General features: G+C 64.1%; 12 protein-coding genes. 5 read left to right on the forward strand and 7 right to left on the reverse strand.

From position 1 onward, the window contains the following. Positions 1-4: 4 nt before the first annotated feature. On the reverse strand, positions 5-1,117 hold the full coding sequence (locus CHB96_RS06950) for an NDMA-dependent alcohol dehydrogenase (RefSeq protein ID WP_089244415.1): 1,113 nt from the start codon (positions 1,115-1,117) through the stop codon (positions 5-7). Between the two features lie 270 nt (positions 1,118-1,387). Between CHB96_RS06950 and CHB96_RS06955 the strand changes: the two genes are divergently transcribed. The 5 genes from CHB96_RS06955 (at position 1,388) to CHB96_RS06975 (ending at position 6,752) form a co-directional block, all read left to right on the forward strand. Next, complete coding sequence (locus CHB96_RS06955) at positions 1,388-2,440, forward strand: carbon-nitrogen hydrolase family protein (RefSeq protein WP_089244417.1); 1,053 nt, start codon at positions 1,388-1,390, stop codon at positions 2,438-2,440. Further along, positions 2,433-3,434 carry a phenylacetaldoxime dehydratase family protein gene (locus CHB96_RS06960; protein ID WP_089244419.1) on the forward strand — a complete coding sequence of 334 codons (1,002 nt, stop codon included), beginning with the start codon at positions 2,433-2,435 and terminating at the stop codon, positions 3,432-3,434. Before CHB96_RS06955 ends, CHB96_RS06960 begins: the two co-directional genes overlap by 8 nt. Positions 3,435-3,451: 17 nt before the next feature. Next, positions 3,452-4,405 carry an AraC-like ligand-binding domain-containing protein gene (locus CHB96_RS06965; RefSeq protein WP_089244760.1) on the forward strand — a complete coding sequence of 318 codons (954 nt, stop codon included), beginning with the start codon at positions 3,452-3,454 and terminating at the stop codon, positions 4,403-4,405. 147 nt (positions 4,406-4,552) lie between these two features. After that, complete coding sequence (locus tag CHB96_RS06970; protein ID WP_089244761.1) at positions 4,553-5,362, forward strand: alpha/beta fold hydrolase; 810 nt, start codon at positions 4,553-4,555, stop codon at positions 5,360-5,362. Between the two features lie 22 nt (positions 5,363-5,384). Then, positions 5,385-6,752 (forward strand): FAD-binding oxidoreductase, encoded by a 1,368-nt coding sequence (locus tag CHB96_RS06975; protein ID WP_089244421.1) that lies wholly within the window; start codon positions 5,385-5,387, stop codon positions 6,750-6,752. Positions 6,753-6,780: 28 nt separating this feature from the next. Here the strand turns inward: CHB96_RS06975 and CHB96_RS06980 are convergent, their stop codons facing one another. The 6 genes from CHB96_RS06980 to CHB96_RS07005 all read right to left on the reverse strand — a co-directional run bounded on the left by CHB96_RS06980 (position 6,781) and on the right by CHB96_RS07005 (position 14,333). Then, positions 6,781-8,547: an ABC transporter substrate-binding protein gene (locus CHB96_RS06980; RefSeq protein WP_176444182.1), complete on the reverse strand. Its 1,767-nt coding sequence runs from the start codon at positions 8,545-8,547 to the stop codon at positions 6,781-6,783. Between the two features lie 91 nt (positions 8,548-8,638). After that, on the reverse strand, positions 8,639-9,379 hold the full coding sequence (gene eutC / locus CHB96_RS30045; protein ID WP_089244763.1) for an ethanolamine ammonia-lyase subunit EutC: 741 nt from the start codon (positions 9,377-9,379) through the stop codon (positions 8,639-8,641). Next, positions 9,376-10,776: an ethanolamine ammonia-lyase subunit EutB gene (gene eutB, locus CHB96_RS06990; protein ID WP_089244425.1), complete on the reverse strand. Its 1,401-nt coding sequence runs from the start codon at positions 10,774-10,776 to the stop codon at positions 9,376-9,378. The genes eutC and eutB overlap by 4 nt, the downstream gene beginning before the upstream one ends. 8 nt (positions 10,777-10,784) lie before the next feature. Beyond that, positions 10,785-11,786, reverse strand: coding sequence for an ABC transporter permease (locus tag CHB96_RS06995; protein ID WP_217899928.1), 1,002 nt, complete (start codon positions 11,784-11,786; stop codon positions 10,785-10,787). Next, complete coding sequence (locus tag CHB96_RS07000; RefSeq protein WP_089244427.1) at positions 11,783-13,291, reverse strand: sugar ABC transporter ATP-binding protein; 1,509 nt, start codon at positions 13,289-13,291, stop codon at positions 11,783-11,785. The genes CHB96_RS06995 and CHB96_RS07000 overlap by 4 nt, the downstream gene beginning before the upstream one ends. 13 nt (positions 13,292-13,304) lie before the next feature. Then, entirely contained in the window at positions 13,305-14,333 is a 1,029-nt protein-coding gene (locus CHB96_RS07005) for a sugar ABC transporter substrate-binding protein (RefSeq protein WP_089244428.1), read from the reverse strand. Positions 14,334-14,348 lie beyond the last annotated feature (15 nt).

Below are 14,348 nucleotides of genomic sequence, written 5' to 3' on the forward strand. Positions count from 1 at the left end.
CTCTCTAGTACAGAATCAGTCCGCGGACGTTCTCGGCGTTACGCATGGCCTCGTAACCGTCGTTCACCTGGTCGAGTGTGTATGTGCGCGTGATCATTTCGTCGAGTTTCAGCTGGCCTTCCATGTACAGACGCAGCAGGTGCGGGATGTCGAAGCGGATGTTGGCATTGCCGAACCACGCACCCTTCAGCGTCTTGCGCATGGCGGTGAGGTCGAACAGGCTCAGCGACACATCGGTCTGGGTGATGTCTCCGACGGACACGTGAACGCACACACCACCCTTGGCCACCAGACTCATCGCCGGAGCGATGATCGCACCGTTCGCGACGTCGATGGTGATGAGCACCTTGTCGGCCAACGCGCCCCACGTCAGGTCGTTCACCAGAGGCAGCGCCTCGTCGATGCTGGCGGCAGTGTGGGTCGCACCGAAAATCTTGGCCTGTTCCCGTTTGAACGGCGACGGATCGACCACGACGACGTGGCGGGCACCGGCGAGAGCGGCGCCCTGGACAGCGCCGCATCCGACACCGCCCATACCAAGGATGACGACGGTTTCGCCTGCGGAGACCCCCGCGGCATAGACCGCCGATCCCCAGCCCGTGGTGACGCCGCAGCCGACGAGCGCAGCCTTGTCCAAAGGAATGTCATTGGTGATCTTGACGCACGACGCTTCGTTGACGACGGTCTGCGGAGCGAAAGTGCCCAACAGACACTGAATTCCGGCGTCCTGGCCACGTACGTGATGGCGGGCGGTGCCGTCGCTGACCTGGTAGCCCTCGAGCAGGTGTGCGCCCAGGTCGCAGATGCTGGACTGGCCGTTCGCGCATGCGCGACAACGACCACACGCCGGAATGAAACCGAGCGCGACGTGGTCCCCGACCTCGACGGACGTGACTCCCGGGCCGATCTCGGTCACGATGCCTGCGCCCTCGTGGCCGCCGATGAACGGCAACAGTCCTACCGGCACACTGCCGTCGCGCACATGCTCGTCCGAGTGGCACAGGCCGGACGCCGCCAGTTCGACCTTCACTTCGCCGTACTTCGGGGCGTCGAGAACGAGGTCCTCGATCTTCCAGTCCTGGCCTGCTTCCCAGAGAACTGCTGCTTGCAATGTCATCGCTGACCTTCCTTCGAGTGTGTCCTGGGTCATAGCTTGACCCGCGGCAGCACCCGAAGACTTGTCGCTGCGCGCACAGTTGTTGCCGATATGCGCACTCGGTCATGTCGGCGCGACAGGCCAGGTTGTTTCGCGAGACTCACCCCGCCCGTTACCTGCGTGTTTCGGCGTCTTCCCGTGCGACGGAGAGTCAATTTTCTCGACACCGTCGGGCCATCCACGGGCCTCCCAGCAGGCAAAACTAGGTCACTCCCGAACGAAAGGCTCATCATGACTCACCATCGGTTCCGCGCCGCAGCCGTCCAAGCCGCTCCGGTCTTCCTCGATCTCGACGCCTCCATCGACAAGGCCATCGGCCTCATCGAGGACGCAGCACGCGCCGGTGCCGAGCTCGTCGCATTCCCCGAGACCTACCTGCCGGGCTACCCCTGGTACATCTGGCTCGACGCACCGGCGTGGGGATTCCAGTTCACACAGCGCTACTTCGACAACTCGCTCGAATACGGGACGCCTCAGGCCGACCGAATTGCTCAGGCCGCCAAGGACAATCACATCATGGTGGTCATGGGCCTGAGCGAGCGTTACAAGGCGAGCCTGTACATCGCCCAATGGATCATCGACGCCGAAGGCAAGACCGTTGCGATGCGTCGCAAACTCAAGCCGACGCACGTCGAACGCACCGTCTACGGCGAGGGCGATGGATCCGACCTGTCGGTCTACGGCACCGATCTCGGCCGCGTCGGCGCGCTGTGCTGCTGGGAGCACCTGCAGCCGCTGTCGAAGTATGCGATGTACGCGCAGAACGAGCAGATCCACGTCGGCGCATGGCCGAGCTTCTCGCTCTACACCGGCGCTGCCTACGCACTCGGACCCGAGGTCAACACCGCTGCGAGCCGCATCTACGCCGTCGAGGGTGGGTGTTTCGTCATCAGCCCCTGCGCGACGGTGTCCCCGGAAATGATCGAGATCATGTGCACCGACGACGCCAAGCGCGCGATGCTCACCGCAGGCGGTGGCCATGCCCGGATCTTCGCTCCCGACGGTCAGCTGATGCACGAACCACTCGCTCACGACGAGGAGGGCCTCGTCTTCGCCGACATCGACACCAGCCTGATCTCCATCGCCAAGGCGGCCGCCGATCCTGCCGGCCACTACTCTCGTCCTGACGTAACCCGTTTGTGGCTCAACAAGACTCCAGGTGATCGGGTCATATCAGGACCTGGTCGGGACACCCGGTACGACGTCGTAGAGGAGGCCGAGTCCGAAGTTCGTCTCGACATCATCGAGCAGCTTGCTCGCGACGAGGATCCAGCGCATGTCTGATCTCGAATCTGCGATTCCCGACCATCTCGTCGTTCCCCGCTCGTGTCCCCGCCGCACACCCGCGACGTACGAGCCGCCGTTTCCGTCGTACGTTGCGCGGTTCCCCGTGTCGACGAAGCGAGTCGTGATGGCATACTTCGGAATTCAGGGTGCTGCCGGTGACAGCCCGTGGGGACTCGACGGCCCACCGCGCAGCGATCGAGCACGCTATGTCGACGAAGAAGGCATCGACACGACGGTGTTCATCGGTTACTGGGACGACATGGCCGCTTTCGATCGGTGGTACCTGGCGACAGGTCACTGCTGGACCGACACCGACGGCCGTTTCGTCGAGATCATCCGCCCGACCGTGGATCGGTACGAAACTCTGTTCTCGTCGACCGGACGTCTGGAAGGCGTTGCCACACTGACGGATTCTCTGAGCGGCACCATCGAGGAACATGCGTACTGGGGCGGCGTCCGAGATCGAATACCGCTCTCTCAGACCGACCCGATGACGCCCGTCGGAATGCCGGAGATCGCCGGGGACGGCAACAAGGTCAGAATCGTTCCGCACGAAAACATCTGCCTCATTCGATCCGGACAGGATTGGGCAGACACCGAGGGATCGGAACGAGAGATGTATTTGCGCGACGTCGAACCAGTCCTGCGTGCCGGCATGGATTTCCTGCGTGACGACGGGCTGAGCATCGGGTGCTTCGCCAACCGGTACATGACGGTCGTCGACGAGAACGGCAACGATCTCGACAAGTCGTTCGGGATGAGCTGGTGGCGTTCGCTGGCCGAGTTGGAGGCGTGGGCCGAGTCCCACCCGACGCACGTCGACATCTTCGGGGCTGCCCTGAAGTACCTGTCGACGATGGGCCCGGCAGCGTCACTCCGGCTCTATCACGAGGTCACGGTCGCTACCGCCGACGAGCAGTTCTTCGAGTACTCGGGGTGCCATGAACGCACCGGTCTCCTGCGCACTGCATCGGTGCGTTCTACCCTGTGACGAGACGGGAGAACACCATGCCAGATGCACTACGCACCGACTCCGTCGACCAGGCAGACAGCATCGACTTCTGGACGGCGGCGGTGAGCCGCACGTACGTCGATCTCGACTGCACGGTCCCGAAGGACGCGTCGGCGATCTCCGGGCACATCGAATCGACGGACCTCGCGATGCTCGGGCTGTCCAGGGTGACTGCGACGGCTCAGAACGTGCTGAGGACACCTGCCGGTATCTCCCGTACCAGCGCCGATTACTTCCTGGTCAGCGTGCAGACGTCGGGAACGGGGATCATCGCCCAGGACGATCGGACGGCGATCCTCGAACCCGGCGACTTCGCGCTGTACGACAGCACCAGGCCCTACAGCCTTCACTTCGACGACCCGTTTGCTCAGTACGTCCTCATGCTGCCCGGCGCGACACTGCGGACGCTCGTCCGTGACACCAACGAGCTGACGGCCAGGGCGGTCTCCGGTCGTCACGGTGCCGGGAAGCTGTTGGTCAGCATGATTTCTTCGATCATGGACGACGTCGACATGAGCGCGGCTTCGGCAGAGGCCGTGTCGCAGAGCGTCGAGTACATCCTCGTCGCGGGGCTCGTCGGGTTGACCGGCGTCGAGAAGCCAGCCCCATATGCGGCGTCGCAACGTCTCGACGAGATCAAGCGAGCCATGACGGCCGGGCTGCGGGATCCCGATCTGACGGTGGCCAAGGTAGCTTCTGCCTTGCACTTGTCGCTCAGCACCGTGCATCGCGCGTTCGCCGGCGAGCCGTGTACCGCCAGCGAATGGATCTGGATGCAGCGACTCGACGGCGTCAAACGTGCACTGTGCGAACCGCAGCACGCACACACGACCATCGGGGCTCTCGCTGCGTCCTGGGGTTTCACCGACCCCGCACACTTCTCCCGCGCCTTCCGCGCGCGGTTCGGGTGCACTCCGAGGGACTTTCGCGACGGTCGGCCTCCCCGGTAAGGGAGGCCGACGGCAGCCGGGAGCGGCGCCCTGTTCGTCGGTGAGGTCATGTCGGCCGGTCTACGAACAGATCGACACGGCTGCGTGTTTCGACGCTGTTCCTGTGCGGGATCCGTGGTTGCATCGTGGCAACAGAAGGAGACACACATGCCGACCGTCGTGACCGACGACAACGTGACCCTCAGCTACATCGATCAGGGCAGCGGACCGGTGATAATGCTGATCGCAGGCTTCTGCGCACCCGCGACCAGCTGGGTGCTGCAGCAGGGCGACCTGGTCAAGGCCGGCTATCGGGTGTTGTCTGTGGACCGGCGTGGACACGGTGATTCCGACGCACCCGAGCACGGCGCAACGATGGCGCGGCACGGTCGGGACGTTCAGAATTTTTTGGCAGCGTTGGACATCGACGACGCTGTGCTGTGCGGAGGGTCGATGGGTGCGAGCACCATCTGGTCCTACATCGAGCAGTTCGGGACCTCACGTGTGAAAGCAGTTGTGTCGGTGGACCAGACTCCGAAGATGGTCAACACCCCCGACTGGCCAAACGGTTTCTACGGGCTGACCGAGGACAACAAGGACACGTTCTTCGCGGACGGCGTCCCCGATACGGGGAGGGGTCTACCGAAACGAAAGTCGTTGGTGGCAGCGGCGAAGCTCGTCGCCAAGCTCGGTGGGCTACCGAAGATGGCGTCGCCCGACACTCCCCCGATGAAAGCCCTGCTGCACGATCACGCGATTGCCGATTGGCGTCCAACCGTCGCGGGAGTCGAGGTGCCGGTGTTGATGGTCGCTGGTCGAGACAGCCAGTTCTGGCCGTTCACGCATGCGGCAGACGCCGTCGCGCAGAATCCGTTCGGTCGTTCGGTCGTACTCGAGAAGTGTGGGCACGCTGCGAACATGGATCGGCCCAAGGAGTTCAACGCCGCGATGCTGAACTTCCTCGATTCTCTGGATTGATGGGCAGGATAGTCTCGAGTACATGCTCGTCGAACGATTGCTCGAATCTCTCCCCGCGGACCGGGTCGTCGTCGATCCCGATGTGATCGCGTCCTACCAGCACGACGAGGCCGAGTGGGCTCCCTACGCGACGCCCGCCGCCGTCGTCAGGCCGCGGACCGCCGAGGAAGTGCAGGCCGTCGTCCGCGCATGCCTCGAGCACGACGCGGCCGTCGTCACCCGTGGTGCGGGCACCGGCCTGTCCGGCGGCGCCAACGCGACCGAGGGGTGCGTCGTCCTCGCGCTCGACGGGATGGACACGATCAAGGAGATCGACCAGCTCGAGCGATATGCCGTCGTCGAGCCGGGTGTCGTCAACGATCACCTGCGCGCCGCGTGCGCCGAGCAGGGCCTCTGGTACCCACCGGATCCAGCGAGTTCACCGTGGTCCACCATCGGCGGCAACGTCGCAACCAACGCAGGTGGGTTGTGCTGCGTCAAGTACGGCGTGACGCGCGACTACGTCATGGGCATGCAAATCGTCACCGGCACGGGCGAGTTGGTGCGTTTGGGCCGTAAGACCGCGAAAGGTGTTGCGGGATACGACCTTGCTGGTCTGATGGTCGGATCGGAGGGGACGCTGGGGGTCATCACCGAGGTGACCGTCAAGCTGCGCCCGCTCCAGGATCCGCAGCGGACTGTCGCCGGATACTTCGACTCGATCGTCGACGCAGGGCGCGCCGTAGCTGCCGTTGCCGCAGCAGGATTGACGCCGTCGGCACTCGAATTGATCGACAAGCAATGCCTCATCGCGGTCGACGCATGGAAGAACATGGGGCTGTCGGTGGAGGCGAACGTCGTACTGCTGGGACGGGTCGATACACCCGGCGACATCGGCGACCAGGAGGCGGAGAAGATGCTGTCGTGCTTCGCCGAAGCCGGTGCGACGTGGTCCGCAGTCTCGACGGATCAAGAGGAGGCCGACGCGTTGTTCGCGGCCCGCAGGCTCGCATACCCTGCGATGGAGCGGCTCGGACCCGTGCTGACCGAGGACGTCTGTGTTCCGAAACGTCATGTACCCGAAATGCTGTCACGCATCGAGCAGATCGGGATCCGCTACGACACCACCATCGCGAACATCGCGCACGCGGGTGACGGCAACCTGCATCCGCTGCTGATCACGCCTCACGACGACATCCCTGGACGGGAGCGCGCCCAGGCTGCGTTCGACGAGATCATCGACGCTGCACTGGAACTGGGCGGAACCGTCACGGGCGAACACGGCGTCGGGCTGCTCAAGATGGACGGGCTGGTCCAGGAACTGGACCCGGTGGTCCTCGACATGCACCGGGCCGTCAAGAACGCCCTCGATCCCCAGGGAATCCTGAATCCGGGGAAGGTCTTCTCGTGAGTGAAAATGTATAGCCCTCTATACATCTTCACTCACGAGCGTCGGAGCCGCCTATCCACGGCGGCAGTCGGAATACACTGTCCGCCTGAGGGTCCGGGCTGAGAATCCGATGCTTTCCGTCCTGAATCTGATACACCAGGTGCGCCTGCGCGAGCGACGCATCCGCTGAGGCCATCGGATAGGCCACTGCCGCTTGCCCTTTGCCTCCGAGGTAGTACGAGCCGTTGACGCCTCGGTGCACGAGGTTTCGGATTTCCTGGGACACCTTGTTGTAGTCGCGCGGGGATGCCGAGCGCGACCACGCGTCGGCCAGAATCATGGTGCGGTCGTATGAGATTCCAGCGTGCGACCGGCCCGGAAAGACTCCATAGGCCCGCTTGTACCGTTCGGCGAATCCCTTGCTCACGGGGTCGGAGTAGGTACCGGTCACGGTGGCCCACAGAATGCCGTTCGCGCGCTCGCCGAGCTGCTCGCGAAATTCCGGAATCGACGGCGCATAGAGGCTGTAAATCAGTGTGTCCGGCATGTTTTCGAGCAGTGCGCGGATCGTCGCGACAGTCCCGTCGACGAAGTAGTGTCCGATCAGCACAGCGGCAGGCGCGATGGTCCGAACCTGTCCCGCGGCTTCGACCCAATCCTTGGTGGTCGGCCCGACCCTGACTACGTCGAGCGACCATCCCTCCGCCTCAGCGAGCTCTGCAGCTCTGTCGAGGCCGAGATTCGATACCTTCCACGCGCCCAGCAGAACCACAAGCCTTCTCGACGACGGGTTCCATCGACCTCGATCATGCAGTCCCGCAAGGAATTGAACGAACCCAGGCCCGTAATTGGTATCGCTCGGACAGACCTGGAAAATGCGGCCGTACCGCGACGGATCGTGTTCGACGCGTTGCACCATCGCATCGAGAGTGGCCGCGTGCAGATACGGCGCGCCGTACTCGGCGGCAACTTCGTGTGCGACTTCCTGCCAAGCGAAGTAGCCGGAAGTGATGGCGTCGACACCCCTGCCCGCAAGCTCGAGCATTCCCTTCTCGATGCTGTCCTCGGAGACGATGTCGACGTCTGCCGTCGCAAGTTCGACCCGGCGACCGCATACGCCTCCCCTGGCGTTGATCTCTGCGAGCGCCAACTCGGTCCCTCGGACCATCTCCTCGCCGTCGGCGCGCGCGATGCCGGTGATCGGGACGGCGGATCCGATGACGAGTGGCTGCAGCCGAATCCTGCGGGAAGCCGGCACGAGCCGTTTCACCGGCGCTGTGGCCGACGCACGCACCAGCGCGAGATGCTCGAATCCGTCGGTTCCTCCTGGCACCGGCAGTCGCGTCATTCCCTCGTCGAGCGCCTTCGTTGCGGCAGCGGTGCGACTCTTGACTCCGAGCTTGGCCAACACTCGGTCGACGTGCGTGGTGACCGTTCGTGGGCTCAGCCAGAGCCGGTCGGCGATGTCCTGGTTGGTGAGGCCGCCTGCGAGCAGGGTCACGACGTCGACCTCGCGTGCGGTCAGTCCCCAGAGCAGCTCGACATCCTTGGTGATCGTCACTTCGGCACGCGGTTCGGCACCTGCGTCGACGAGCGAGATCGAGACGGCGAGGAGCTGTTTGTTCGGCGACAGCCACCGAAACCGCGCCTCGACGAGGTCGTCGCGGACGAGCCCGACAGCGATCTCGGCTATCTCGGCCGGAATCACCGTCAGAGGTCCGGCGTCGGCGACCCGCGTGTGTTCGACGGTCCCGTCGGGACGGACGAGGTAACTTGCCGCGACGACGGCTGTGTCCGTGTGCTGGTGCAACTTCACTGGCGACGAGCCTTTCCGACCTAGAACCGAAGCGTTCCCCGCCCTGGTCAGGACACTAATCCGGAAACCGGCATCGCTTGTGTCGAACGAGTTAAATCCGTTCGATTTCTGCCCGGACTGCCGGAAGCGCGAGGTTCTCCTTGATCGCGACTCCGCTGTACCGTCGCGCCTGCATCTGGGCTGCCAGATCCAGAATCCGGTCGGCCGCGTCGTCTGGCCGGACCCCACGGGCGTGGATGTTGGCGACGAGGTTGCGATCGGCGTCGTTGTTCCCCGGGCCTGGACGCCAGCCCATGTACGCGGAAAGACTGTCTGCGGCGCGAAGCCCCGGTCGCTCCCCGATCAGGAGCACGACGACGCCCGATCCGAGGATGCGGCCGACGTCGTTCATCACGCCCACCCGGCAGTTCCGGACGGTGACGATCCGTCCGCACGTCCACCCGAGAGATCTCGCGCCGGCCATGAGCCCTGGAAGAAGTAGCGGCACTTGCCGCGCTACGGCCGTGCCGGACAACCCGTCGCCGAGGACGATCTGCAGGTCGGCATCCCGCGTCCCGATGCGCGCGAGCTCGGCGCGGGATTCGGTGTCGAGGACGCGTCCGAGATCGGGACGCACCAGGTACTGGTCGCGATCGGCGGCGGCGGTACGCAAGTGAACCGCGTCCTCGGCCAGGGAGCCGGAGGTGAAGTCCACCTCCGTATGGACGGCGTCGCGGGCCGTCGCGTGGTCCGCTCGAAGCTGGAGCAGCAACGACGTCGGATATGCCGTGCCTGCCCGCCCGACGCGAATCCGGGCCGGCGTGAGATCGGCCAGTGCCGGGGTCGGTTTCATCGCGCACCGATCGCCGGCAGAGCTCGCGCACCCACCGAAGTCCACCACGCCTCGGGGAGTTCGAAGACACCCTGGCCAGGATCCCAGCCCTGTTGCCGCGACAACCACGCTGCGAATTCCGGCGCCGGGCCGCTGCCGAGCAGCCTGCGCACGCTGGCGATGTCGTGATAGCTGGTGGACTGGTAGTTCAGCATGACGTCGTCGCCTGCCGGAACACCCATGACGAACGTGCATCCGGCCAGCGCCAGCAACGACAGAAGGTTGTCGTTGTCGTTCTGATCGGAGTCGACGTGGTTGGTGTAGCAGACGTCGCAGCCCATCGGCAGCCCCATCAACTTGCCGACGAAATGGTCTTCGAGTCCTGCGCGGGTGATCTGGCGCGAGTTGGCGAGGTACTCGGGTCCGATGAATCCGACGACCGAATTGACGAGGAACGGATCGTACAGACGCGCGACGGCCTGAGCCCGTGCCTCCAGTGTCAATTGGTCGACGCCGTGGTGTGCGTCGGCGGACAGCGCGCTCCCCTGACCCGTCTCGAAGTACATGAACTGCGATCCGACGAATTCCTCGGCCCGTCCGCGATGTGAGTCCGCGACCGCGTCACGCCCCTCTGCCAACATCGACAACGAGATGCCGAAACTACGATTCGCCGCCTCGGTGCCCGCCACCGACTGGAAGAGCAAGTCCACCGGTGCCCCGCGCTCCAGCGCGGCGAGCTGAGTGGTGATGTGCGAGAGCACGCACGATTGCGTCGGCGCGCCGGTGAGTTCGATCAAATCGTGAATCGCGTGCAGCACACGGCCCACGGTCTGTGGTGACTCGGTTGCGGGATTGACCCCGATGACCGCGTCGCCGCAGCCGTACATGAGACCGTCCAACGTGGACAGCATGATTCCCGTGACATCGTCGGTCGGATGGTTGGGCTGAATGCGGCATCCGAACACACCACGCTCGCCCTGGGTGTTCCGACATTTGGTCACCACGGTCAACCGCGATGCTGCGACGACCAGATCGAGATTGCTCATCAATTTGGCAGTGGCAGCGGCGATTTCAGGACCTATCGCCGACGCCAACCCTCCCGACCATTCCGCCGGAAAGTCCTCGGACAGAACCACTTCGCGAAACTCTCCGACGGTCAGTGACGAGATCGACCGAAACTGCTCGACGTCGATTGCCGCGTGCACGGCATCGGCCACCGAATCCTCGACGACAGGTCGATCGTGGAGACTACCCAGCGTTTCCTCCGACAGCGCGATCTTGGCCGCGACGCGCTCTCGGTCGGAACGTGCTGCGATGCCGGCCAATTCATCGCCCGACTTGACCTCGTTGGCTTTGGCCAACACTTCGTTCAGTGAGTCGAAGCGGAACCGCTCGCCCGACACCAAAGCCTTGTACATGTGACTCCTCAGGACCGTCGGCGGGCAGCGGAATCCAGTGCGACAGCGGCGATCACGATGAGGCCCTTGGCAATCAGCTGCCAATGCTGACTGACGTTGAGGCTGTAGAACACGTTGGTCAGTGTGGCGAGGATCAGCAGACCCACCGCCGAACGCCACATCGCGCCTTCTCCGCCCCGCAACGACGTGCCGCCGACCACCACGATGGCAATGGCGTCGAGAGCGATGTTGGCTCCGACGTCGGCCTGCCCGACTGCAAGTCGCGACGCGTCGATCATTCCCGCGATGGCCGCGAGCGCGCCGGTCAGGACGTAGACACTTGCCGTGATGGACGGGACCCTCAGTCCCGACAGCCAGCCGGCTTCGGTGTTACCGCCAACGGCCTGCACGTTGCGGCCGATCGTCGTCTTGGCCAGCACGATTCCGCCGACGACCATCGTGAGGATCAGAATGAAGATCGGCGTCGGGAGGCCGAGTGTGTGCGACTTCGACAGTGCCTGGAATCCCGGCTGCGAGACGATGAACGGCGCAGAGTTCGAGTAGATGTACGCCAGTCCCGAGATGACCGACGCCGAACCGAGCGTCGCGACGAACGGGTTGATGTGCAGCTTCGCGACCAGCAACCCGTTGGCGAGTCCGCACAGCAGACCGGCAGCGAGTGCTGCAGCTCCGGCCAATGCCACCGAGCCGGTCGAGATCGTCACGCCTGCGAACACAGTGGAACCCAAAGCGTATGTGGCACCTACCGATAGGTCGAACCCACCGGAGATGATCACGAAGGTCATGCCGACGGCGATGATGCCGACCGCAGCGTTCTGGACCAGGATGTCCCTGATGTTGGCAGGCGCGAGGAAGCCGTCGTACAGGAATGTCGCGACGATCACGAGCAGAACCAGCACCACAAGCATGCTGTACTTCACGAGAAAGACGCTCGGACTTGTCTTGTTACGCGGCTCTTTTCCCGGTGTGGGGCTGCTCGCGACCGCGCTTGTGTCGATCGATGTACTCATGCTGCATCCTCTCGAAATCCGAGTTTGACGATGTCGGCTACCGTGAATGTGGGTGAGCCTGCGGGAATGTCGTCGACAATGCGACCGTGTGCGAACACGAGCAGGCGGTCGGCGACGGCCAGAACTTCTTCGAGCTCCGAGGAGGTGACGACGACGGATGCACCTTCCTCGGCGAGGTGGACGAGGGAGGCGAGTACCTCCGACTTGGCACCGATGTCGATGCCGCGCGTCGGTTCGTCGACGAACAGGACACGAGGGGTGTGCCCTGCCCACTTGGCGAGCAGAACCTTCTGCTGGTTTCCGCCGGACAGATGAACGACCGGCTCCCCGAGTCTCTTCGGATCGAAACCGAAGTACCGCACCGGTTCCGACGCACCCTCACGCTCCCTGCTCGGCCGCAACCAACCGAAGGCCCGTTTGGACCGGCCGAGCCAGTAGTTGCTGGCGCCGTCCATGTTCAGGACAAGGCCGGCGCGTCTGCTCTCGGGGACCAACACGAGGCCGGCGTCGATCGCTGCGCGTGGGCTTTTCGGCCATACGACGCCCGTGCCGTCCAACGTCATCTCACCCGTCGCCGCCGGTTCCATACCGCACACCGAACGCATGAACGTGGTTCGGCCGGAACCGACGAGCCCCCACAGTCCGACGATCTCACCCTGTCGGACCGTGAGGTCGAGGCCATGCAGAACGTTCGGTAGTGACACGTCCTGTGCGTGCAGTACGACGTCACCCAGAGGCCGACGCTCCGCGCGAACCGCGACCTCGACGTCGCGCCCCACCATCTCCTGGATGAGCCGCTTTCGATCCCATTCGCCGCGGTCGGCAGTCCGCACGATCGTGCCCTCGCGCAGTACCGTGATCCGATCAGCCAGTGCCAGAACCTCTTCCAGATTGTGGCTGACGAAGATGATGGTCGTGCCCTGCGAACGAAGGCGGTCGAGCACGCGGTAGAGCACATCCCTCTCGTGCTCGGCGAGGGCCGCGCTCGGCTCGTCGAGCATCAAGACTTTGCTGTCGGCCTGAACGCCGCGCATGATCTCGAGGATCTGCTGAGTCGACACGGACAGCTCACGGACCGGTACACCGATCGGGATGTCGACGTCGAAGTCGAGACACATCTCCCGGAACCGAGTACGCATCGCCTTGCTGTCCAGCACTCCCCGACGCGTGAGATTCTGTCCCAGAAAGACATTGGCCACCGCGTCGAGCGCAGGCACCATCGTCAGCTCCTGGTACACCGCCGCCAGCCCGAGCTGACGCACCTCGCGCGGGTTGCCGCCGTGCAGCGTCGTGCCGAACACCGTGATGGATCCGGAACTCGCTTCGACTCGGCCACTGATCATTCCGAGGAGAGTCGATTTGCCAGCGCCGTTCTCGCCGACCAGCGCATGGACGCTTCCAGCCTCGATCTGCACTGTTGCGGACTTCACCGCGCGATTGGCGCCGTAGGTCTTGGAGACCTCGACGCAGTCGATGGCAGTCGGCCGCGTTTCGTTCACAGTCATGTTGCTCGTGCCTCTAGTACTCGGCCGTGAAGTCGGCGACGTTGCTGCGCTCGGCGAACGGCGTTCCCGGCAGCGAGTCCGACGTGGAGAGGTCGACGAACCGTGCAGTGTCACGCTTCTCGACGGTGTCCGCGAGTCCTTCTATCGCCAACCGTGTTTCGAGACGAGGAAGCATCATCACGCTGCTGGTGATGGCGCCGGAGGCGACGTTGTCGAGGGCCCACTGGTCACCGCCGAAGTCGTAGACGGAGACATCTCGACCTGCGGTCGCCTGCACGACGCCACGCGTCATTCCGGAGAAGTTGGACATCACGACATCGAGGTCCGGGTTCGCCTGCAGGATCGTCTGCGCCGCCTGGAATCCCTTGGGCGTGGTGTAGTCGGTGGTCTGCTTGGAGACGACCTCGTACTTGGCGTCGTCCTCGAATGCCTTTGCGGCGTCGAAGAAGCAGAGCGTGTTGGCGTTGAGGTCCGGTCCGGAGATCAGTGCGATCTTCGCGCCGTCGGGATGGTCGGCCTTGACCTTCTCGACCCACGCCTCGTACACGTCGAGGGTCTGCCCGCCGACATAGTTGACGGTGCCCGGCTCCCACGTCTCCTCGCCGCTGTTGGTCGCGCGGCCGCAGATGGGGAGGTTGAACACCGAGACGATGATGTTCTTCTCGGGCGCCTGCTGGGTCAGCATGTTGCACACGAGGTTTCCGTCGTTCGGCTCCACAGCGAAGGCGTTGTACTTGCCGCTCGTGATGGCGTTCTGCATCTGATCGAACTGAGTCTGGGCGTTGAACTGGCCGTCGAACACGTCGAGTTCGGCGCCGAGCTCGTCGGCTGTCTTCTTCGCTTCGTCGATCGATGCCTGAAGGTAGGCGTTGCTGGCGCCTGCCGAGAAGTAGGCGATCTTCAGGTCGGAGGCGGAGTCGACGGTGGGCACCGTCTGCTCGCGTCCCTCACTGGACGAGTCGGCTACGGCGTCGACGGAACAGGCAGGCAAGACGGTCAGCACGGCGGCCGCAGCGGCGATGCTCATGGTGCGAAATCTCATGATTGTCCTTGGTTT

The sequence above is a fragment of the Rhodococcoides kyotonense genome (genome assembly GCF_900188125.1).
GTDB lineage: Bacteria > Actinomycetota > Actinomycetes > Mycobacteriales > Mycobacteriaceae > Rhodococcoides > Rhodococcoides kyotonense.